Origin of the sequence: Streptomyces roseoviridis (assembly GCF_039535235.1) — a bacterium.
GTDB classification, from domain to species: domain Bacteria; phylum Actinomycetota; class Actinomycetes; order Streptomycetales; family Streptomycetaceae; genus Streptomyces; species Streptomyces roseoviridis.
The window spans coordinates 2,702,549-2,719,160 of the sequence record NZ_BAAAWU010000001.1 but is presented as its reverse complement, the minus strand read 5'-3'; the positions used below and the strand labels follow the sequence as shown (position 1 = coordinate 2,719,160).

The following is a 16,612-nucleotide window of genomic DNA, read 5'->3' as shown; positions in this document are numbered from 1 at the left end:
GGCGGGCCGCAGGATAGGTTGTCCCGTCATGTGGATGTTCAGCACCGCCGGGTGCCGGTGGCTCGGCGCGGCCGGATCGCTCGCCGTCGCCGCCGGCGGCTGGGCGGCCGGGACACTGCCGGTGCGGGGCGGCGGGGGCCTGTGGGAGCGGCACGGCACGGGCGTGACCGTGGCCGGCACGATCCTCGCGTACCTCGGACTGACCCTGCTCCTCGCCGCCTGGTGGCAGTACGGGCGGCGGCTGCTCGCCGCGGGGGACGGACCGCGGTCCGGGGCGGGAGCCCCGGACGGGGACGGGGCCGACGGGCGGGCGGAGCGCGGGGTCCTGGTGACGCTCGGCTGGTGGGCCGGGCCGCTGCTGCTCGCCCCGCCGCTGCACAGCGCCGACGTCTACAGCTACATCGCCCAGGGCGCGATGGTGCTCGAAGGCCACGACGTCTACGGGGCCGGGCCCTCCGTCCTCGGCCCCGGCGACCTCGGCCAGGACGCCGCCGCCAGCGTCGGCGGGCACTGGACGGACACCCCCGCTCCGTACGGGCCCGTCTTCCTCGTCCTCGCCCAAGCGGTCGTCCAGCTCACCGGCGGCGCCGTCGTCCCCGCCGTCCTCGGCATGCGGCTGCTCGCGCTGGCCGCGCTGGGGCTGATCGTCTGGTCGGTGCGGGGACTGGCCGACGCGGGCGGGGGAGGCGTGGGGGACGACCGGGCGGAGGGTGCTCGGGCGACGGGCGCCCTTGCGGCAGGTGCCCGTGCGACGGGAGCCCCGACGGGGTCCCGGGCCGGGGCGCTCTGGCTCGCCGCGCTCAACCCGCTCCTGCTCCTCCACGTCGTCGGCGGCCTGCACAACGACGGCCTGATGATCGGCCTCATGCTGGCCGGGACGCTCCTCGCCGTCCGCGACCGGTGGGTGCTCGGCAGCGCCCTCATCGGCATGGCGGCGATGGTCAAGTCGCCCGCCGCCGTCGCGCTCCTCTTCGTCGGGGTCATGCTGGCCCGCCGGTGGGGCGGCGGCGTACGCGGCCTTCTGCGGGGCCTCGTCCTGCCCGGGGCGGTCGCGGCCGCGGTCGCCGCGGGAGCGACGCTACTCGCCGGCACCGGCTTCGGGTGGCTGCGCACCCAGAGCGTGGCCGGCACCATCCACACCGCGCTCTCCGTCACCAGCGACCTCGGACTCGGCCTCGGACTGCTCGTCGCGGACGACCCCGAGCCGGTGAAGGCCCTGGTCCAGAAGCTCGGCCTGCTCGCCGCGCTCGCGCTGATCGCCTTCCTCGCCCGTCGCTCCTGGCAGGGCCGCCTCTCCCCGCTCCTCGCCCTCGGCCTCGCCCTCCTCGCCCTGGTCGCGCTCTCCCCGATGGTCCAGCCCTGGTACCTCCTCTGGCCCCTCGCCGCCCTCGCCGCGGCCGGCGCCTGGCACACCCCCTGGGGCCGCCTCCTCGCCCTCCTGTCCGCCGCCCTGACGTACGAGACGGCTCCGTCGGGCCACACCCCGTGGTACGGCTTCGCCCTGGCGGGGGCGGCGCTGGCGGCGGGGCTGCTGTGGCTCCGGAGGGACCGGCGTGAGCGGCGGAGCGGGACGGGGGGTCTCGGGGCGCGGGCCTGACGCCCGGGCCCGCTGGGCCTCGCCCGCACCACCGGTGCGGCGCTCCCGTGGTGCGGGTCCGGGCACTGCTGTCAGGCGGTGGGCGTCCGGCGGATCGCGCGGCCCGGGAGGGCGGGCGTGCGGTGGCCGTCCTCGATGACGAAGTGGCCGGCGACCAGGACGTGCGGGATGCCGATGGGGAGCGTGCGGGGGGACGCGTACGTCGCGCCGGAGGCGACCGTCGCCGGGTCGAAGAGGACCAGGTCGGCGGCGTAGCCCTCGCGGACCAGGCCCCGGTCGGGCAGACGGAGGCGGGCGGCCGGGCGCGAGGTGAGATGGGCGACGCACTCCTCCAGGGAGAGCACGCCCTCCTCGCGTACGTAGCGGCCGAGGTACTCGGGGAAGGTGCCGTACGCCCGCGGGTGCGGCTTCGCGCCCTGGAGGATGCCGTCGGAGCCCCCGGTGTGCACCCGGTGCCGCATGATCGCCCGCACGTTCTCCTCGTGGCCGACGTGCTGGAGGATCGTCGAGCCCAACCGGTCCTCGACCAGCAGCCGGCGGGCGGTCGGCCAGTCGGGCACCCGGCGCCCGACGAAGGCCGCGAGGGCCGGACCGGTCACCCCGGAGACCTCGATGGTGCCCCACTCGACCGGCACCCCGTGGCAGCCGTCCGAGCCCAGCTCCTCCACGTGACGACGGATCAGCTCCGCCGTCACGTCGTCGCGCAGCCGCGCCAGGAGGGCCTCGGGGCCGCCCTCGTGGGCCCAGCTCGGCAGCAGGGCGGCGAGGGTGGTGCAGCCGGGGGTGTAGGGGTAGCTGTCGAGGCTGATGTCGCAGCCGTCGGCGAGGGCCCGGTCGAGCAGGGCGAGGAGCTCCGGCGCCCGCCCCTCGTTCACGCCGAAGTTCATGGTGGCGTGGGCCAGGTGCAGGGCGCAGCCCGCCTCCCGGGTGAGCCGCACCATCTCCGCGTACGCCTCCAGCGCCCCCGCCCCGTAGGAGCGGTGGTGCGGGCAGTAGTAGCCGCCGTACCGGGCCACGACCCGGCACAGCTCGGTGAGTTCGGAGTCCGGCGCGTACATCCCCGGCGTGTAGGTGAGGCCCGAGGACATGCCGACCGCGCCCTGCTCCAGACCTTCGGCGACCAGCTGCCGCATCCGGTTCAGTTCGGCCTCGGTGGCGGGCCGGTCGTCCCAGCCGACCGCGTACATCCGTACGGTCCCCTGCGGGACGAGGTACGCGGCGTTCACGGCGATGCCCCGGTCGAGCCGGTCCAGGTACTCGCCCACCGTCCGCCAGTCGAAGTCGACGCCCGTGTCCCCCGGCGCCCCGCCGTTCCAGCCGGCGACGGCCCGGCGGACCTCGTCGAGGGTCCGGTCGTCGACGGGCGCGTACGACAGGCCGTCCTGGCCCAGGACCTCGAGGGTGACGCCCTGCGCGGCCTTCGCGCTGTGGTCCGGGTCGCGGAGCAGCGCGAGGTCGCTGTGGGCGTGCATGTCGATGAAGCCGGGGGACAGGACGAGCCCCTCGGCGTCGATGACGCGCCGGGCGGTGGGCCGCTGGCAGCCGGCCGCCGCGCCCTCCTTGACGATCGCGGCGATCCGGCCGCCGTCGAGGGCGACGTCGGCCCGGTAGGAGGGCGCGCCGCTGCCGTCGACGACCTCCGCGTCACGGAAGACGAGATCCATGGGGCTCCCCGGAATGTCAGAAGAAGGTGCGGACGTAGTCGACGACGGTGCCGTCCGCCGCCACGAGCGGGATCAGCTGCCACTTGTCGAAGGACGTGCACGGGTGGGACAGGCCCATGCCCAGCCAGTCGCCGACCTCCAGGTCGGCGTCCGGCTCGGTCCGCAGCCAGCCGTGCTGGTCGGACAGACCGGTGACGGTGATGCCCGCGGCGGGCCGGATCTCACCGGTGCGGGCGTCCCGCACGACCTGCGCCTCGGGCAGATGGAGGTCGTACGCGGCGTCCCGCTTGCCCGCGTTGGTGAACGCCTGCTCCGGGGTCGGGCGCGAGACGACCTGCGCCCAGAGCCGGAACGCGGGCTCCAGGGCGCCTTCCTCGGGCACCCGGTTGAAGGGGGTGAGCGTGCGGTAGTGGCCGCTGTCGTGGGACACGTACGCGCCGGAGCGCAGCAGCTTCAGGACGGGCAGGGACAGGTCGGGGATCTCGGCGAAGACCTCGGCGACCGTGTCGAACCAGGCGCTGCCGCCCGCGCTGACGACGATCTCGCCGATCCCGGCGTCGAAGCGGCCGGCCTTGTCGAACTCCGCGGCGAGCGCCGTCAGCCGGCGCAGCCACGCCCGCACCCGGTCCTGGTCCGCCCGGGGGACCTCGCCCTCGTAGCCGGCGACGCCGACGAGCCGCAGGGTGCGGGCGCCGGCGACCGCGTCGGCGACGGCGGCGCAGTCGGCCTCGGTACGGGCGCCGGTGCGGGCCCCGTCACCGGCGCCGAGCTCCACGACGACGTCCACGGGACGTCGGGCCCCGGCCGCGCGCAGGGCCTCGTCCATCAGCTCCACGCCGCGGACGGAGTCGACGTAGCAGACGAAGCGGAAGCCGGGGTCGGCGTCGAGTTCGGCGGCGAGCCAGCGCAGGGCGACGGCGTCGACGAGCTCGTTGGCAAGGAAGATCCGGGCGATGCCGTGGGCGCGGTAGACGCGGGCCTGGTGGGGGACGGCGGCGGTGATGCCCCACGCGCCGTGCTCGATCTGCCGGTCGAACAGCTGGGGGGCCATGGACGTCTTGCCGTGCGGGGCGAAGGCGAGGCCGTGGCGCTCGGCGTAGGTCTCCAGGAGACGGAGGTTGTGGTCGACGGACTCGGCGGAGAGCGCCAGCACCGGGGTGGTGAAGCCGCCGGTGAACAGGTTGCGGCGCTGGGCGGCGAGCGCGCCGACGGTCAGGCCCTCGGCGTCCGGCGGCAGACCCTTGAAACGGTGGTCGACGCGCTCGTCCGCCAGGTCCGGCCGGCCGTCCGGGTCCCTCTCCGGCTCCAGGTCCAGGGGCATGGGAATCTCCTCATCGAGGCCGTTGCGTTGTGCGCAACGACCATTGCGCATATCGCTAACGGCTGTCTAACATCCGGGCCGACGCCGGGTCAATGGACCCCACGCCTCCCGCACCGAAGCCGAGGAGCCCCGCAGTGACCGGAACCCCGACCGTGGACGCGCCCGTGGACGTCGTCTGCCTCGGCGAGTCCATGGTCACCCTTCTGCCCACCCGGCCGGGCCGCCTGGCCGACGTCCCCTCCTTCGACCGGGCCATCGGCGGCGCCGAGTCCAACGTCGCCTGCGCGCTCGCCGCCGCCGGGCACCGCGCCCGGTGGGTCGGCCGGGTCGGCCACGACGGCTTCGGGGACCACCTGACCGAGGCGATCGGCGCGTACGGCGTCGACGTCTCCGCCGTCGTCCGCGACCCCGACCGGCCCACCGGCGTCTATTTCCGCACCGCCGCCGACCGGGCCGCCGCCGCCCACGAGGTCCTCTACTACCGCTCCGGCTCCGCCGCCTCGGCGATGTCGCCCGCCACCGTGCCGTACGAGGCCCTGACCGGCGGCCGGATCCTCCACCTCTCCGGCGTCACGGCGGCCCTGTCCGACGACTGCCTCGCCCTGATGCGGGACCTGACGGGGCCCCGGCCCGGGCGGCCGCTCGTCTCCTTCGACGTCAACTTCCGGCCCCGTCTGTGGCGCGACCCGGCCGCCGGGGGCCGGATCCTGCTGGAGCTCGCCCGGGGCGCCGACCTCGTCTTCGTCGGCCAGGACGAGGCCGAGGCGGCGTGGGGGCTCAGCGACCCGGCGGCCGTCCGGGCGGCCCTGCCGGAGCCGGCGGTGCTGGTCGTGAAGCGGGGCGGTACGGGCGCGGTGGCCTTCGAACGCCGGGCGGATCACGAGCCCGCCGGACGGTCCGGCACCGCCCCCGACGGACCGTCTGCCGCCCTCCCCACCGGTCCTTCCGGACCCGGCGCCCGCCCCGGCCCCGCCTCCGCGCCCGGTGCCGCCTGTGCCGGGTCGCCCGACACCGTCAACGCCCCCGGCACCGTCACCGCGCCCGGTGACGCCTGTGCCGGGTCGCCCGACACCGTCACCGCCGTCCCCGCCCCCCGCGTCCACGTCGTCGCCGCCGTCGGTGCCGGTGACGCCTTCGCCGCCGGGTTCCTGTCCGCGACCCTGCGCGGACTCGGGGTCAAGGAGCGGATCCGGCACGGGCACCTCATGGCCGCCGCCGCCCTCACCGTGCCCGGGGACCTCGCCGTGCCGCCCCGGCGCGCCCACGCCGACCGGCTGGCCGCCGCCGACGACGAGGACTGGGGGACACTTCACCTCGGCCCCGGCTGGACCGGGGAGGACCAGGAGGTACGTACGCCATGAGCCAGACCGTCGACCGCGCGCTCAGCATCCTGCCGCTGCTCGCGCAGGGTCCCGCCGATCTCGGCCAGGTCGCCGACCGGCTCGGCGTCCACAAGTCCACCGCGCTGCGGCTGCTGCGCACCCTCCACGAACACGGCCTGGTCTACCGCCAGCAGGACCAGCGCTACCGCCTCGGCGCGCGTCTCTTCGCCCTCGCCCAGGAGGCCGTCGAGAACCTCGACATCCGCGAGATCGCCCACCCGCACCTCGTCGCCCTGAACGAACGGATCGGCCACACCGTCCATCTCGCCGTCCACGAGGAGGGCGAGGTCCTCTACATCGACAAGGTCGAGAGCCGCTACCCGGTCCGGATGTACTCGCGGATCGGCAAGCCCGTCGCCATCACCGTCGCCGCCGTCGCCAAGCTGCTCCTGGCCGACCTGCCCGAACCCGAGCGCCGCGCGCTGGCCGCCAGGCTCGACTACCCCCCGTACACGCCCCGTTCGACGCCGAACGCCGCTGCCTTCCTCAAGGAGCTGGCGACCGTGCGCGAACAGGGCTGGGCCACCGACCTCGGCGGCCACGAGGAGTCCATCAACTGTGTCGCCGCGCCCGTCCGCGGCGCGGACGGCCGGGTCGTCGCCGCGATGTCGGTCTCGGCGCCCAACGTCGTCGTCACGGCCGAGGAACTCCTCGCCCTGCTCCCGCTGGTGCGGCGCACCGCCGACGACATCAGCCGGGACTACTCGGGCACCGCCCCGACGAAGGACCGATAAGGACACGTGAGGAAAACCATGACCGAGAAGACCGCGCTCATCCCCGCCACGCACGCCGCCCCGCCCGCGAGGTTCTCCCACGGGGTGAGGAAGGGCAACATCCTCCAGGTCGCCGGGCAGGTCGGCTTCCTGCCCGCCGTGCCGGGGCAGCCCCCGACGCCGGCCGGCCCGACCCTGCGCGAGCAGACCCTCCAGACCTTCGCCAACGTCAAGGCGGTCCTGGAGGAGGGCGGCGCCACCTGGGACGACGTGATGATGATGCGCGTCTACCTCACCGACGTCGACCACTTCGCCGAGATGAACGAGATCTACGACGCGTACTTCGAGGAGCAGGGCCTGAAGGCCCCGGCCCCGGCCCGTACGACGGTCTACGTCGGCCTGCCGAAGGGCCTGCTCATCGAGATCGACGCGCTGGCCGTCCTGGGCTGACCGCTGCCGCGGGTCCGTTCCGGTGGCGGGGGCGGCTGGGCTCCGCACAGGAACGTCGTCCATACTTCCGCCGTGGAGCAGCGCACAGGACCCAGCATTCAGCCCCTGCAAGGTGCCGCGGTGGACCCGGCGTTCGTGCCCGGCATCATGGGACCGAACCCGGCGGCACCGGTGGCCACGGCCGAGAAGGCGGCGGCGGACGACACCGCGCCCGCCGCCGATGTGGACGCGGCGGTGGACGAGGCCGTCGACGAGGACGCCGTGGAGGCCGTCGACGAGACCGCCGTCGCCGACGCCGTCCCGGGCCGGGCGGAGCCCGGAACGCGGGAAGGCGGCCCCGTGTTCGAGGCCGCCGACCGGCGCGCCCGGATCGTCGCCGACGCCGCCGGCGTACGTCTGGGCCTGGACGAGGAGAACTGCGAGTTCCGCTGGGACGAGATCGGTGCGGTGGAGACCGTGACGGCCCGTTTCGGCAAGCGGTTCACCGTCACCGTGCACACCCCGGACCGGCGCTGGTACCCGGTCGAGATCGAGGCGCCGTCCAGGGCGCGCATCGGTGAGTGGGAGGCGCGGCTCGACGCGGTGCTCGACGCGTACTTCGACGAGGGCGCCGGGGCTTTGGGGGCCGACGGACGCGACGAGACCGGCCGGAGCGCCTAGCAGTACTGCGCGGCCTTGCCGATGGAGCGGTACATGCAGTCCGAGTTCTCGAGGAGCTGCAGGACGGCGTCCCTGTTGCGGCTGGTCTCGCGCTCGATCACCTCGTCGGGCGGGTAGAAGCCGCCGTTCCAGGACGAGGCCGGGTACATCTCGAAGGTGTACCCGAAGATCTTGTGCGCGCCCCACAGGTAGTCGTCGATCGACCCGTCCGTGATGTAGAGGTCGCTGGACTGCTCGGGCGTGTAGCCGTTGCTGGCGGCCATCTTCCCGCCGACCGTGGCGAAGGCGTCGCGGTCGTCCTGGGTCATGCCCGCGGCCGTGTCGGCGGTGGTCCAGCCGAACGGCCAGAGGACGAGCTCGCTGTAGGTGTGGAAGTCGATGCCCGTCTTGATCTGCTGCTTGCCGCCGACGACCCGCGAGCGGACGAAGTCGGCGACGACCTTCACCTCGGGGGCGGACTCGGGGGCGGCGCCGCGGTAGGTCTCGGAGCTCTTGGAGCCGGAGGAGCCGCCGCAGCAGCCCCACTTGTAGTCCCAGTTGCGGTTCATGTCCGTGCCGACGTACGAGGAGCCGGAGTTGGGCTGCCGGTTCTTGCGCCAGCTGCGGTAGGAGCCGCTGGCGATGTCGTACTCGCCGCCGTCCGGGTTGAGGTCGGGGATGATCCAGATCTCCCGGTTGTTGACCATGCCGGTGATCCGGGAGTCGGTGCCGTAGCCGGCGCCGAGCTCGCGCAGCAGGTAGAGCGCCATCTCGACGGTCAGGTGCTCGCGGGCGTGCTGGTGGTGGGTGAACAGGACCTCGGGCTCGGCCTCGTCGGTGCCGACGTTGTCGCTGATCTTGATGGCGACGATGTCGCGGCCCTGGTAGGTCTTGCCGATGACCCGCTTGTTCATGATGGACGGGTAGGCGGCGAGCCGCTGGTCGATCTCGGCGTTCATCTCGGCGTAGTTGTGGTACTTGGAGTCGGCCGAGGGGAAGTCGAGCGGCCCGACGCCCTGGGTGTGGTCGTGGCCGCCGCTGCGGTCGGGCGGCGCGGGCAGCGCGGCCGGCTTGTAGCCGAGGCTCTTGAGGTGGGCGAGCTGCTGGGCGTTGGCGCTGACGACGACCGAGCGGGCGTCGACCTCGTCGATGGAGACGCCGGTGGCGGTGAGGGCGGAGCGCTGGGCGGGGGTGGCGGGTCCGGCGATCTCGTACTGCCGGATCACCTCCTCGCCGCCCTGCGCGACGGCGGTCGGCGCCGGGTCGGCCCCGGCGGGTGTGGTGAGGGCGGAGAGGGGCGCCGCGAGCGCGAGCGCCAGGAGGGCCGCGAGGGTGGCGGACCTTCCTCCGCTGATGCCGCGGGTGCCGCCGGGGCGGACGCCGCCGGCGCCTCGGGCACCTCGGGTGAGAAGTCGCATGCTGTCTCCTGGGTGGGGAGTGTGGGGGTGTGCGACAGACTGGTGCGGGTGTGCACATCGTGGGGGCATGGCATGCACCGGTCAAGGAGTGGAGTTCGGCCACATTCTCCCGTCTCCCGAGGCCGGAAACGGCGCAGCGCCGCCGGGGAGGCGGCGGCGCTGCGGGGCGATTCCCCCGGAGGGAGGTCACCCAGGGGGCCCCTCGGGGGACTCCGGAGAGGTCCCCGAGGGAGGGTGCGCGCGGAAGGACCGCGATCCCCCGCGAGGTGTTACGGGCGGTGTCACGGCAGGTTGTGGACGTGCGGGCCGACCGCGTTCGACCAGGCGTTTCCGGCCGTCGCGTCCCAGTTGGTCGACCAGGTCATCGCGCCGCGGATGCCGGGGTACGTCTTCGCGGGCTTGAAGCTGCCGCAGCCGGTGCCCCGGGCCAGGCAGTCGAGCGCGTTCTTCACGATCTGCGGGTCGACGTAGCCGCTGCCCGCGCCCCGCGTCGAGGCGGGCACGCCCAGGCCGACCTGGGAGGCGTCCAGGCCGCCCTGGAGCTGGATGCAGGCCAGCGCGGTGAGGAAGTCCACCGAGCCCTGACTGTAGACCTTGCCGTCACAGCCGAGCATCGAACCGCTGTTGTAGTACTGCATGTTGACCACCGTGAGGATGTCCTTCACGGCGAGTGCGGTTTTGAAGTACTCGGTGCCCGTGTTCTGCATGTCGATGGTCTGCGGGGCCATCGTCAGCACCATCGACGGACCGGCCTTGGCGGACAGCTGGCGCAGCGCCTTGGTCAGGTACGTGGAGTTGATGCCGTGCTCCAGGTCGATGTCGACACCGTTGAAGCCGTACTCCTGCATCAGCGCGTACGCGCTGTTCGCGAAGGCGGTGGCGGAGGCGTCACTGTTGATGGTGACGTTCCCCTTCTCGCCGCCGACCGAGATGATCACGGACTTGCCGGCCGCCTTCTTGGCCGCGATGTCGGCCTTGAAGTCGGCGACCGAGGCGTAGCCCAGGGCCGGGTCGAGGTTGAAGACGATCTGACCGGGCGTGGCGGTGGAGTCCGCGAAGGAGACGGCGATGATGTCGTACTGCGCCTGCACGTCCCGCAGCTTCTGCACCTTGGCGCCGTTGTCGAAGTTCTGCCAGTAGCCGGTCAGCGCGTGCTTCGGCACGGCCGGGCCGGGGCCGGGGTCGGTGGCCTTGGCGGTCCGCGCGGCGACGGCGGCCGACTTGACGGACTCTCCCGCCGCGTTGGTCGCCGCCACCTGGAACTGGTACGCCGTGTCGGCGGCGAGACCGGTGACGGTGGCCGAGGTGCCGTTCACCGTGGTCGCCAGGGCGCCGTCCCTGTAGACCTTGTAGCCGGTCGCGCCGGAGACCGCGCCCCAGGAGAGCGAGACCGACGACGAGGTGACGGTGCCGGCGGCCAGGCCGGCGGGAGTGGCCGGGACGGTCGGCTCCGGGTCCGTGCCGCCGCCCCCGTCGGGGCCGAAGACGCTGACGTCGTCGACGGAGTACGCGGCCGTGCCGTACCACCCGTGCGTGTAGATCTGCACCGAGGTCGTGGCGGGGCCGGTGGTGAAGGTGGTCGTCAGCTGCTTCCAGGCGGTGCTGTCCGGTGTCCAGGTGGAGACGTCGGTGGTGCCGGTGCCGCTCGCGCCGAGGTACGCGTAGCCGCCCTGCACCCAGGCGCTCAGGGTGTACGTCGAGCCGGGCTTCACGGCGACGGTCTGGGTGCACCTGGCGTTGTCCAGGCCGGCCGGGGTGGCCCGCAGGGCGCCCGCCCCGGTGCGTACCGGCGAGGAGACGGCCGCGCCGCTGCCGGCCGAACAGGACCAGCTGGCGAGGCCGTTCTCGAATCCCGCGTTCTTCGCGACGTTGACGTCCGCCGCCTGCGCGGTGCCGGTGCCGCCGACGAGGACGAGCCCGGCGCCGACGGCGAGCGCCAGGGCGGCTGAGGTGGTGCGGTCCACTTGCTGCCTCCGGGAGGAGTGGGGGAGGGGAGGCCGTACGCCTTCGTACGGAGGAGGAGGGAGGTGCGCGGAACGGTGGCCACCGCCGGGCCTTCAGCAGGCCCTGACGAGGGCCTCGGGGAAGGCCCTCGACGAGGCAACAAGCTGGTCCAGACCAATCGGCTTGTCAAGACCTGTGGAAGAAACCGCAGTTCACACGATCGAACGTGCCGGGAGAAAGTGACGGAGCTTGCACGATTGTGTGTTCACCACTCAGGTGGCCTGGATAAAGTGCAGAGGCGGTGACGCCGCGAACGCAGTAAGTGATCAACGAGCGGTCACACGACCGGTCAGTGAGGGATCGGGGGAGCCCGACGTGCCGACGGCGATTGCGGTCACGAGCCCTGACCTCGTGCTGCCCCCGACCGACCCGCAGACCCTGCCCGCCGCCGTCCTGCCCGGCCCCGGCACCCGCCCCCTCGACGCCGCCCTCGCCGACGTCCAGCTCCTGCTCGAACGGCACGGCCACCTGATCGTCGTCTGTCCCGCCACGGCACCGCCCGCCACCGAACAGCGCCTGCACGCCGTCCGCGCGCTGCTCGAATCCGACCGGATCGCCATCGTCAGGACCGACCTGCCGCCGCTCGGCGCCGCCGTCCTCGTCCGGCAGCTGCGCCAGCTCGCCTGCTGCGACTTCAGCCCCGGCGTGCTCGCCTCCGCCGCCCGGCTGCTCGCCCACTACGTCTACGCCGGCGCCGTCCTCGGCTCCGTCGCCCGGCTCGACCACGTACCGGTCGGCCTCGGCTCCCACCTCAAGGGCTGGCTGCCCGGCGCCCACTTCGCCGTCCTCGCCGGACCCGCCCCCCAGCTCGTACGCCTCGGATCCTCCGGGCCGGCCGGATCCGACGCCCTCACCGGGCCCGAGTTCGGCACCGACCTCGTGCTCGCCCGCGGCCAGCTCCAGACCGACTGGCCCACCGCCGTCCTCGCCCCCCGCTGGCAGGTCCGCGCCGTCCAGGAGGCGGCCCTGCCCGAGTCCTCACCCCGCTGGTGGGGCACCGGCAAGCTCGTCGAGTTCGCCGCGTACCTGCCGGACCTGCCCGTCCTGCACCAACTCGTCTCCTCCGTACGGCGCGAGACCTGCCACTGGTGCCGGATGGAGCTCATCGGCGACCGCTGCGGCTTCTGCGCGGCACCCCTGCCCACGGCCGAACCGACCCCGGTCACCCCCGCCGGGCACCCCTAGGGGGCACGAACACCCCAGCGTCCCCGTCCCGTTCCCGTCCACGATCGAGGTTTGTACGGCCATGAACTCCCGCCAGCGCCGTGGTGTCATCCTCCTGCTGCTCTCCGTCCTGTGCGCCCTCGGGGCCTTCGCCGGCGTGCTCTCCGTGATCAGCGACGTGAACTCCAAGGTGGGACCCGAGGTCACCGCGTACCGGATCAAGAACGACATCCGGCCCTACACCCCGCTCGGCCCCGGCCAGTTCGAGAAGATCACCATGCCCGAGCGCTGGCTGCCGGCGACCGCCGTCACCGATCTCGCCCGCACCGAGGGCATGATCGCGACCACCACCCTCAAACGCGGCTCCCTCCTCCAGGCCGACATGATCGTCAAGCGGCCCGCGCTGGAACCCGGCCAGCAGGAGATCGCCATCATGATCGACGCCGCCACCGGCGTGGCCGGCAAGATCACCCCCGGCGCCACCGTCAACATCTACGCCACCTTCGCCGGCGAACGCGGCACCGCCGCCGCCCAGTCCCGGCTGATCGTCGCCGCCGCCCGCGTCCTCGACGTCGGCGAGCTCACCCCGATCAACGCCTCCCGCGACGACCGCGCCGGCCGCGCCACCGAGGCCGTCCCCATCACCTTCGCCCTCACCACGGCCGACGCCCAGCGCGTCGCCTACGCCGAGTCCTTCGCCGAGCACGTCCGCCTCGCGCTCGTCGCCCCCGGCACCACCACCCCGCCCGACCCGCGCGACCGCACCTACACGCTCGACAAGGACAAGTGAGGCCCGGCCATGCCCACCAGGATCCTGCCGGCCGTCGCCGACCCCGACGCCGCCCGCGCCGTCACCACCCTCATCGGCCAGCTCCCCGACGCCGAACCCGCCGGGCCCGTCACCGACTCCACCCAGCTCGTCGACACCCTCGCCCGGCTCGCCGCCGGATCCCTCGACGAACTCCCCGAGGTCGTCCTCGTCCACGAGCGCATCGGCCCCGTACCCGCCCTGGAACTCATCCGCGAGGTCGCCCTCCGCTTCCCGGCCGTCGGCGTCGTCCTCATCACCTCCGACGCCAGCCCCGTGCTCTTCTCCGCCGCCATGGACTCCGGCGCCCGCGGCCTCGTCACCCTCCCGCTCGGCTACGAGGAACTCGCCAGCCGCGTCCAGGCCGCCGCCCAGTGGTCCACCGGCGTCCGCCGCCACCTCGGCGCCGGCGCCGACACCCCCGCCGGCCCCGGCGGCACCGTCGTCACCGTCAGCGGCGCCAAGGGCGGCGTCGGCACCACCGTCACCGCCGTCCACCTCGCCCTCGCCGCCCGCGCCTCCGGCCACACCGTCGCCCTCGTCGACATGGACCTCCAGGGCGGCGACATCGCCTCCTACCTCGACGTCCAGTTCCGGCGCTCGCTGGCCGACCTCGCCGCCGTCGACGACATCTCGCCCCGCGTCCTCCAGGACGCCGTCTACGTCCACGAGACCGGCCTCTCCCTGCTCCTCGCCCCCGGCGAGGGCGAACGCGGCGAGGAGGTCACCGACCGCTCCGCCCGCCAGATCGTCAGCGCCCTGCGCGGCCGCCACGAGGTCGTCGTCATCGACTGCGGGACCCACCTGGACGCGGCCGGGGCGGCGGCGATCGAGATGGCCGACACGGCCTTGCTGGTGACGACCCCCGACGTGGTGGCGGTACGGGCCGCCAAACGGGTCGTACGGATGTGGGACCGGCTCCAGATCCGCAAGCCCGAGGAGAGCACCGTGGTGGTGAACCGCCACCAGCGGTCGACGGAGATCCAGCCCGCCCTCGTCCAGAAGATCACCGGCACCCGGCTGGCCGCAATCGCCGTCCCCGCCCACTTCAAGGAACTCGCCGCCGTCGTCGACGCCGGCCGCCTGCACGACCTCGACGCCCGGTCGACCGTCAAGCAGGCCCTGTGGTCGCTGGCCGGCGAGCTCGGCCTGGTCAAGGCGGCGGCCGGCCAGGGCCGGGGCCGGGAACTCGTACGGGCGCCCGACCGCGGCGCGCTGGGGCTGCGGCGGCGCGGGGCGGGACGGCAGTGATGCGCCGGCCGGTCGGGAAGCGCGTGCGCGAGGACGGAGGACAGGTGGCGGTCGAGTTCGTCGGCATGCTGCCGCTGATCCTGCTCACGCTGGTGCTGCTCTGGCAGTGCGTCCTGATCGGCTACACGTACACCCTCGCCGGCAACGCCGCCGACGAGGCGGCGCGGGCCGGGGCGGTTGGCGACGACTGCGGGGCGGCGGGACGCCGGCACCTCGACGGGGCATGGGCCTCCGGCGCCGCGGTGAGCTGCCCGGAGAGCGGCGGGATGGTGCGGGCGACCGTACGGCTGCGGGTGCCCGTGCTCTTCCCGGGAGCCGTCAGCCACCCGTTCGACGTCACCGGCGAGGCCGCGGCCGTATGGGAGGGCGACGACCGATGACACACCTCTGGACGCCGCAGCGGTCCGGCGGCCGGCGCGAGGGCCGCGACCGGGGCCAGGTGGCGATCGAGTACCTGGGCTTCCTGCCGCTGCTGCTGCTGATCGGCCTCGTCGGCGTGCAGATGGGCGTCATCGCGTACGCCGCCCAGCAGGCCGGCACGGGAGCGCGGGCGGCGGCACGGGCGGCGAGCGTGGACGACCCCGATGCCGTACCGGACCCGGAGTCGGCCGGCCGGACGGCCATGAGCGCCTGGATCGCCGGCCGCAGCGACGTCTCCGAGGAGGGCGGGGTCGCGACCGTCACCGTACGGATCCCCTCCCTCATCCCCTTCTGGAGCTTCGAGCCCGTCGAGAGGACGGCGACCATGCCCGTGCCCGACCCCGGGTCCGACTCCCAGTCCGGCTCCGGGCCCGGCTCCCTGTCCGACTCCGGGGCCGACTCCCTGTCCGGCTCCGTGCCCGAGGAGGTCCAGCCATGAGCCTGCGGGCCCGGATCAGCACCCCCGACGACAACCGCGCGGGCGGCGGACGGGAGGACGGCCACCTCGTCGCGTCCTTCCGCGCCAAACTCCTGGAGGAGATCGACCTCACCGAGATGTCCGCGCTCGCCGCCGCCGAGCGGCGGGCCCGCCTGGAGCGCGTCCTCGGCCACATCATCAGCCGCGAGGGACCCGTCCTCTCCACCGCCGAACGCGCCCAGCTGATCCGCCGGGTCGTCGACGAGGCCCTCGGCCTCGGCGTGCTCGAACCCCTCCTCGAAGACGCCTCCATCACCGAGATCATGGTCAACGGCCCCGACCAGATCTACATCGAGCGGGCGGGCCGCGTGGAACTCCTCCCGCTCCGCTTCGCCTCCCACGAACAGTTGATGCAGACCATCGAACGGATCGTGTCGACCGTCAACCGGCGCGTCGACGAGTCGAACCCCATGGTCGACGCCCGCCTGCCCTCCGGCGAACGCGTCAACGTCATCATCCCGCCGCTGTCCCTCACCGGCGCCACACTCACCATCCGGCGCTTCCCCCGCGCCTACACGCTGCACGAGATGCTCGGCCTCGGCTCCCTCGACGAGCAGATGCTGCTCCTGCTGTCCGGGCTCGTCCAGGCGAAGTTCAACATCATCGTCTCCGGCGCCACCGGAACCGGAAAGACCACCCTGCTCAACGCCCTGTCCGGGCTCATCCCCGACGGCGAGCGGGTCATCACCATCGAGGACTCCGCCGAACTCCAGCTCCAGCAGTCCCACGTGATCCGGCTGGAGGCACGCCCGCCGAACATCGAGGGCCGCGGCCAGGTCACCATCCGCGACCTCGTCCGCAACTCCCTGCGCATGCGCCCCGACCGCATCGTCGTCGGCGAGGTCCGCGGCGGAGAGACCCTCGACATGCTCCAGGCCATGTCCACCGGACACGACGGCTCGCTCGCCACCGTCCACGCCAACTCCGCCGAGGACGCCCTCATGCGCCTCCAGACCCTCGCCTCCATGTCGGAGGTCAAGGTCCCCTTCGAGGCACTGCGCGACCAGATCAACAGCGCCGTCGACGTCCTCGTCCAGCTCACCCGCCACCCCGACGGCACCCGCAGGATCACCGAGATCGCGATCCTCGCCTCCCACGGCCGCGAGCGCTACCTCCTCGCCACCGTCTGCCGCTTCGACGCCCGGCCGGTCGCCGCCGACGGCCGGGTGCACGGCGCGTTCACGTACCACCCGCTGCCGCGCCGCGTCGCCGACCGGCTCTACCTGGCGGGCCAGCCCGTCCCGCAGGCCTTCGGCGTGGCCGCGACCGACGCACAGCTCGCCGTGCGGGAAGCGAAGTAGGG

15 protein-coding genes are annotated in these 16,612 nt (G+C 73.7%); 11 read left to right on the top strand and 4 right to left on the bottom strand.

Annotation, left to right across the window (positions count from 1 at the left end):
* The first annotated feature begins 28 nt into the window (after positions 1 to 28).
* The gene (gene mptB / locus ABD954_RS12030) at positions 29 to 1,597 is read left to right on the top strand and encodes a polyprenol phosphomannose-dependent alpha 1,6 mannosyltransferase MptB (RefSeq protein ID WP_345485936.1); all 1,569 of its coding nucleotides are present in this window, start codon (positions 29 to 31) and stop codon (positions 1,595 to 1,597) included.
* A 71-nt stretch (positions 1,598 to 1,668) separates the two neighbouring features.
* Here mptB and ABD954_RS12025 read toward each other — a convergent pair whose 3' ends face one another.
* A complete protein-coding gene (locus tag ABD954_RS12025) occupies positions 1,669 to 3,261 on the bottom strand; it encodes an N-acyl-D-amino-acid deacylase family protein (protein ID WP_345485935.1) in 1,593 nt (530 codons plus the stop codon).
* Positions 3,262 to 3,277: 16 nt separating this feature from the next.
* Positions 3,278 to 4,582, bottom strand: coding sequence for an alanine racemase (locus ABD954_RS12020; protein WP_345485934.1), 1,305 nt, complete (start codon positions 4,580 to 4,582; stop codon positions 3,278 to 3,280).
* A gap of 92 nt (positions 4,583 to 4,674) precedes the next feature.
* Between ABD954_RS12020 and ABD954_RS12015 the strand changes: the two genes are divergently transcribed.
* The 4 genes from ABD954_RS12015 (at position 4,675) to ABD954_RS12000 (ending at position 7,787) form a co-directional block, all read left to right on the top strand.
* Positions 4,675 to 5,943 (top strand): PfkB family carbohydrate kinase, encoded by a 1,269-nt coding sequence (locus tag ABD954_RS12015; protein ID WP_382745846.1) that lies wholly within the window; start codon positions 4,675 to 4,677, stop codon positions 5,941 to 5,943.
* Positions 5,940 to 6,698, top strand: coding sequence for an IclR family transcriptional regulator (locus tag ABD954_RS12010; RefSeq protein ID WP_345485932.1), 759 nt, complete (start codon positions 5,940 to 5,942; stop codon positions 6,696 to 6,698). The genes ABD954_RS12015 and ABD954_RS12010 overlap by 4 nt, the downstream gene beginning before the upstream one ends.
* Before the next feature lie 18 nt (positions 6,699 to 6,716).
* Positions 6,717 to 7,127 (top strand): RidA family protein, encoded by a 411-nt coding sequence (locus ABD954_RS12005; RefSeq protein WP_345485931.1) that lies wholly within the window; start codon positions 6,717 to 6,719, stop codon positions 7,125 to 7,127.
* A 72-nt stretch (positions 7,128 to 7,199) separates the two neighbouring features.
* Positions 7,200 to 7,787 carry a hypothetical protein gene (locus ABD954_RS12000; protein ID WP_345485930.1) on the top strand — a complete coding sequence of 196 codons (588 nt, stop codon included), beginning with the start codon at positions 7,200 to 7,202 and terminating at the stop codon, positions 7,785 to 7,787.
* Here ABD954_RS12000 and ABD954_RS11995 read toward each other — a convergent pair.
* Entirely contained in the window at positions 7,784 to 9,184 is a 1,401-nt protein-coding gene (locus ABD954_RS11995) for a M14 family metallopeptidase (protein ID WP_345485929.1), read from the bottom strand. The two genes, ABD954_RS12000 and ABD954_RS11995, sit on opposite strands and share 4 nt — an antisense overlap.
* A 281-nt stretch (positions 9,185 to 9,465) precedes the next feature.
* Positions 9,466 to 11,148, bottom strand: a complete 1,683-nt coding sequence (locus ABD954_RS11990; protein WP_382745848.1) for a chitinase — start codon at positions 11,146 to 11,148, stop codon at positions 9,466 to 9,468.
* A 355-nt stretch (positions 11,149 to 11,503) separates the two neighbouring features.
* Here ABD954_RS11990 and ABD954_RS11985 point away from each other — a divergent pair, with 355 nt between their 5' ends.
* From ABD954_RS11985 to ABD954_RS11960, 6 genes are all read left to right on the top strand, one after another.
* On the top strand, positions 11,504 to 12,373 hold the full coding sequence (locus ABD954_RS11985) for a hypothetical protein (RefSeq protein WP_345485928.1): 870 nt from the start codon (positions 11,504 to 11,506) through the stop codon (positions 12,371 to 12,373).
* A gap of 61 nt (positions 12,374 to 12,434) precedes the next feature.
* Positions 12,435 to 13,142 carry a Flp pilus assembly protein CpaB gene (cpaB, locus tag ABD954_RS11980; protein ID WP_345485927.1) on the top strand — a complete coding sequence of 236 codons (708 nt, stop codon included), beginning with the start codon at positions 12,435 to 12,437 and terminating at the stop codon, positions 13,140 to 13,142.
* 9 nt (positions 13,143 to 13,151) lie between these two features.
* On the top strand, positions 13,152 to 14,411 hold the full coding sequence (locus tag ABD954_RS11975; protein ID WP_345485926.1) for a CpaE/TadZ family protein: 1,260 nt from the start codon (positions 13,152 to 13,154) through the stop codon (positions 14,409 to 14,411).
* A gap of 44 nt (positions 14,412 to 14,455) precedes the next feature.
* Positions 14,456 to 14,791, top strand: a complete 336-nt coding sequence (locus ABD954_RS11970) for a TadE/TadG family type IV pilus assembly protein (protein ID WP_345485925.1) — start codon at positions 14,456 to 14,458, stop codon at positions 14,789 to 14,791.
* Positions 14,788 to 15,270, top strand: coding sequence for a TadE/TadG family type IV pilus assembly protein (locus ABD954_RS11965; protein WP_345485924.1), 483 nt, complete (start codon positions 14,788 to 14,790; stop codon positions 15,268 to 15,270). The genes ABD954_RS11970 and ABD954_RS11965 overlap by 4 nt, the downstream gene beginning before the upstream one ends.
* Positions 15,267 to 16,610, top strand: coding sequence for a TadA family conjugal transfer-associated ATPase (locus tag ABD954_RS11960; protein ID WP_345485923.1), 1,344 nt, complete (start codon positions 15,267 to 15,269; stop codon positions 16,608 to 16,610). Before ABD954_RS11965 ends, ABD954_RS11960 begins: the two co-directional genes overlap by 4 nt.
* The last annotated feature ends 2 nt before the right edge of the window (positions 16,611 to 16,612 follow it).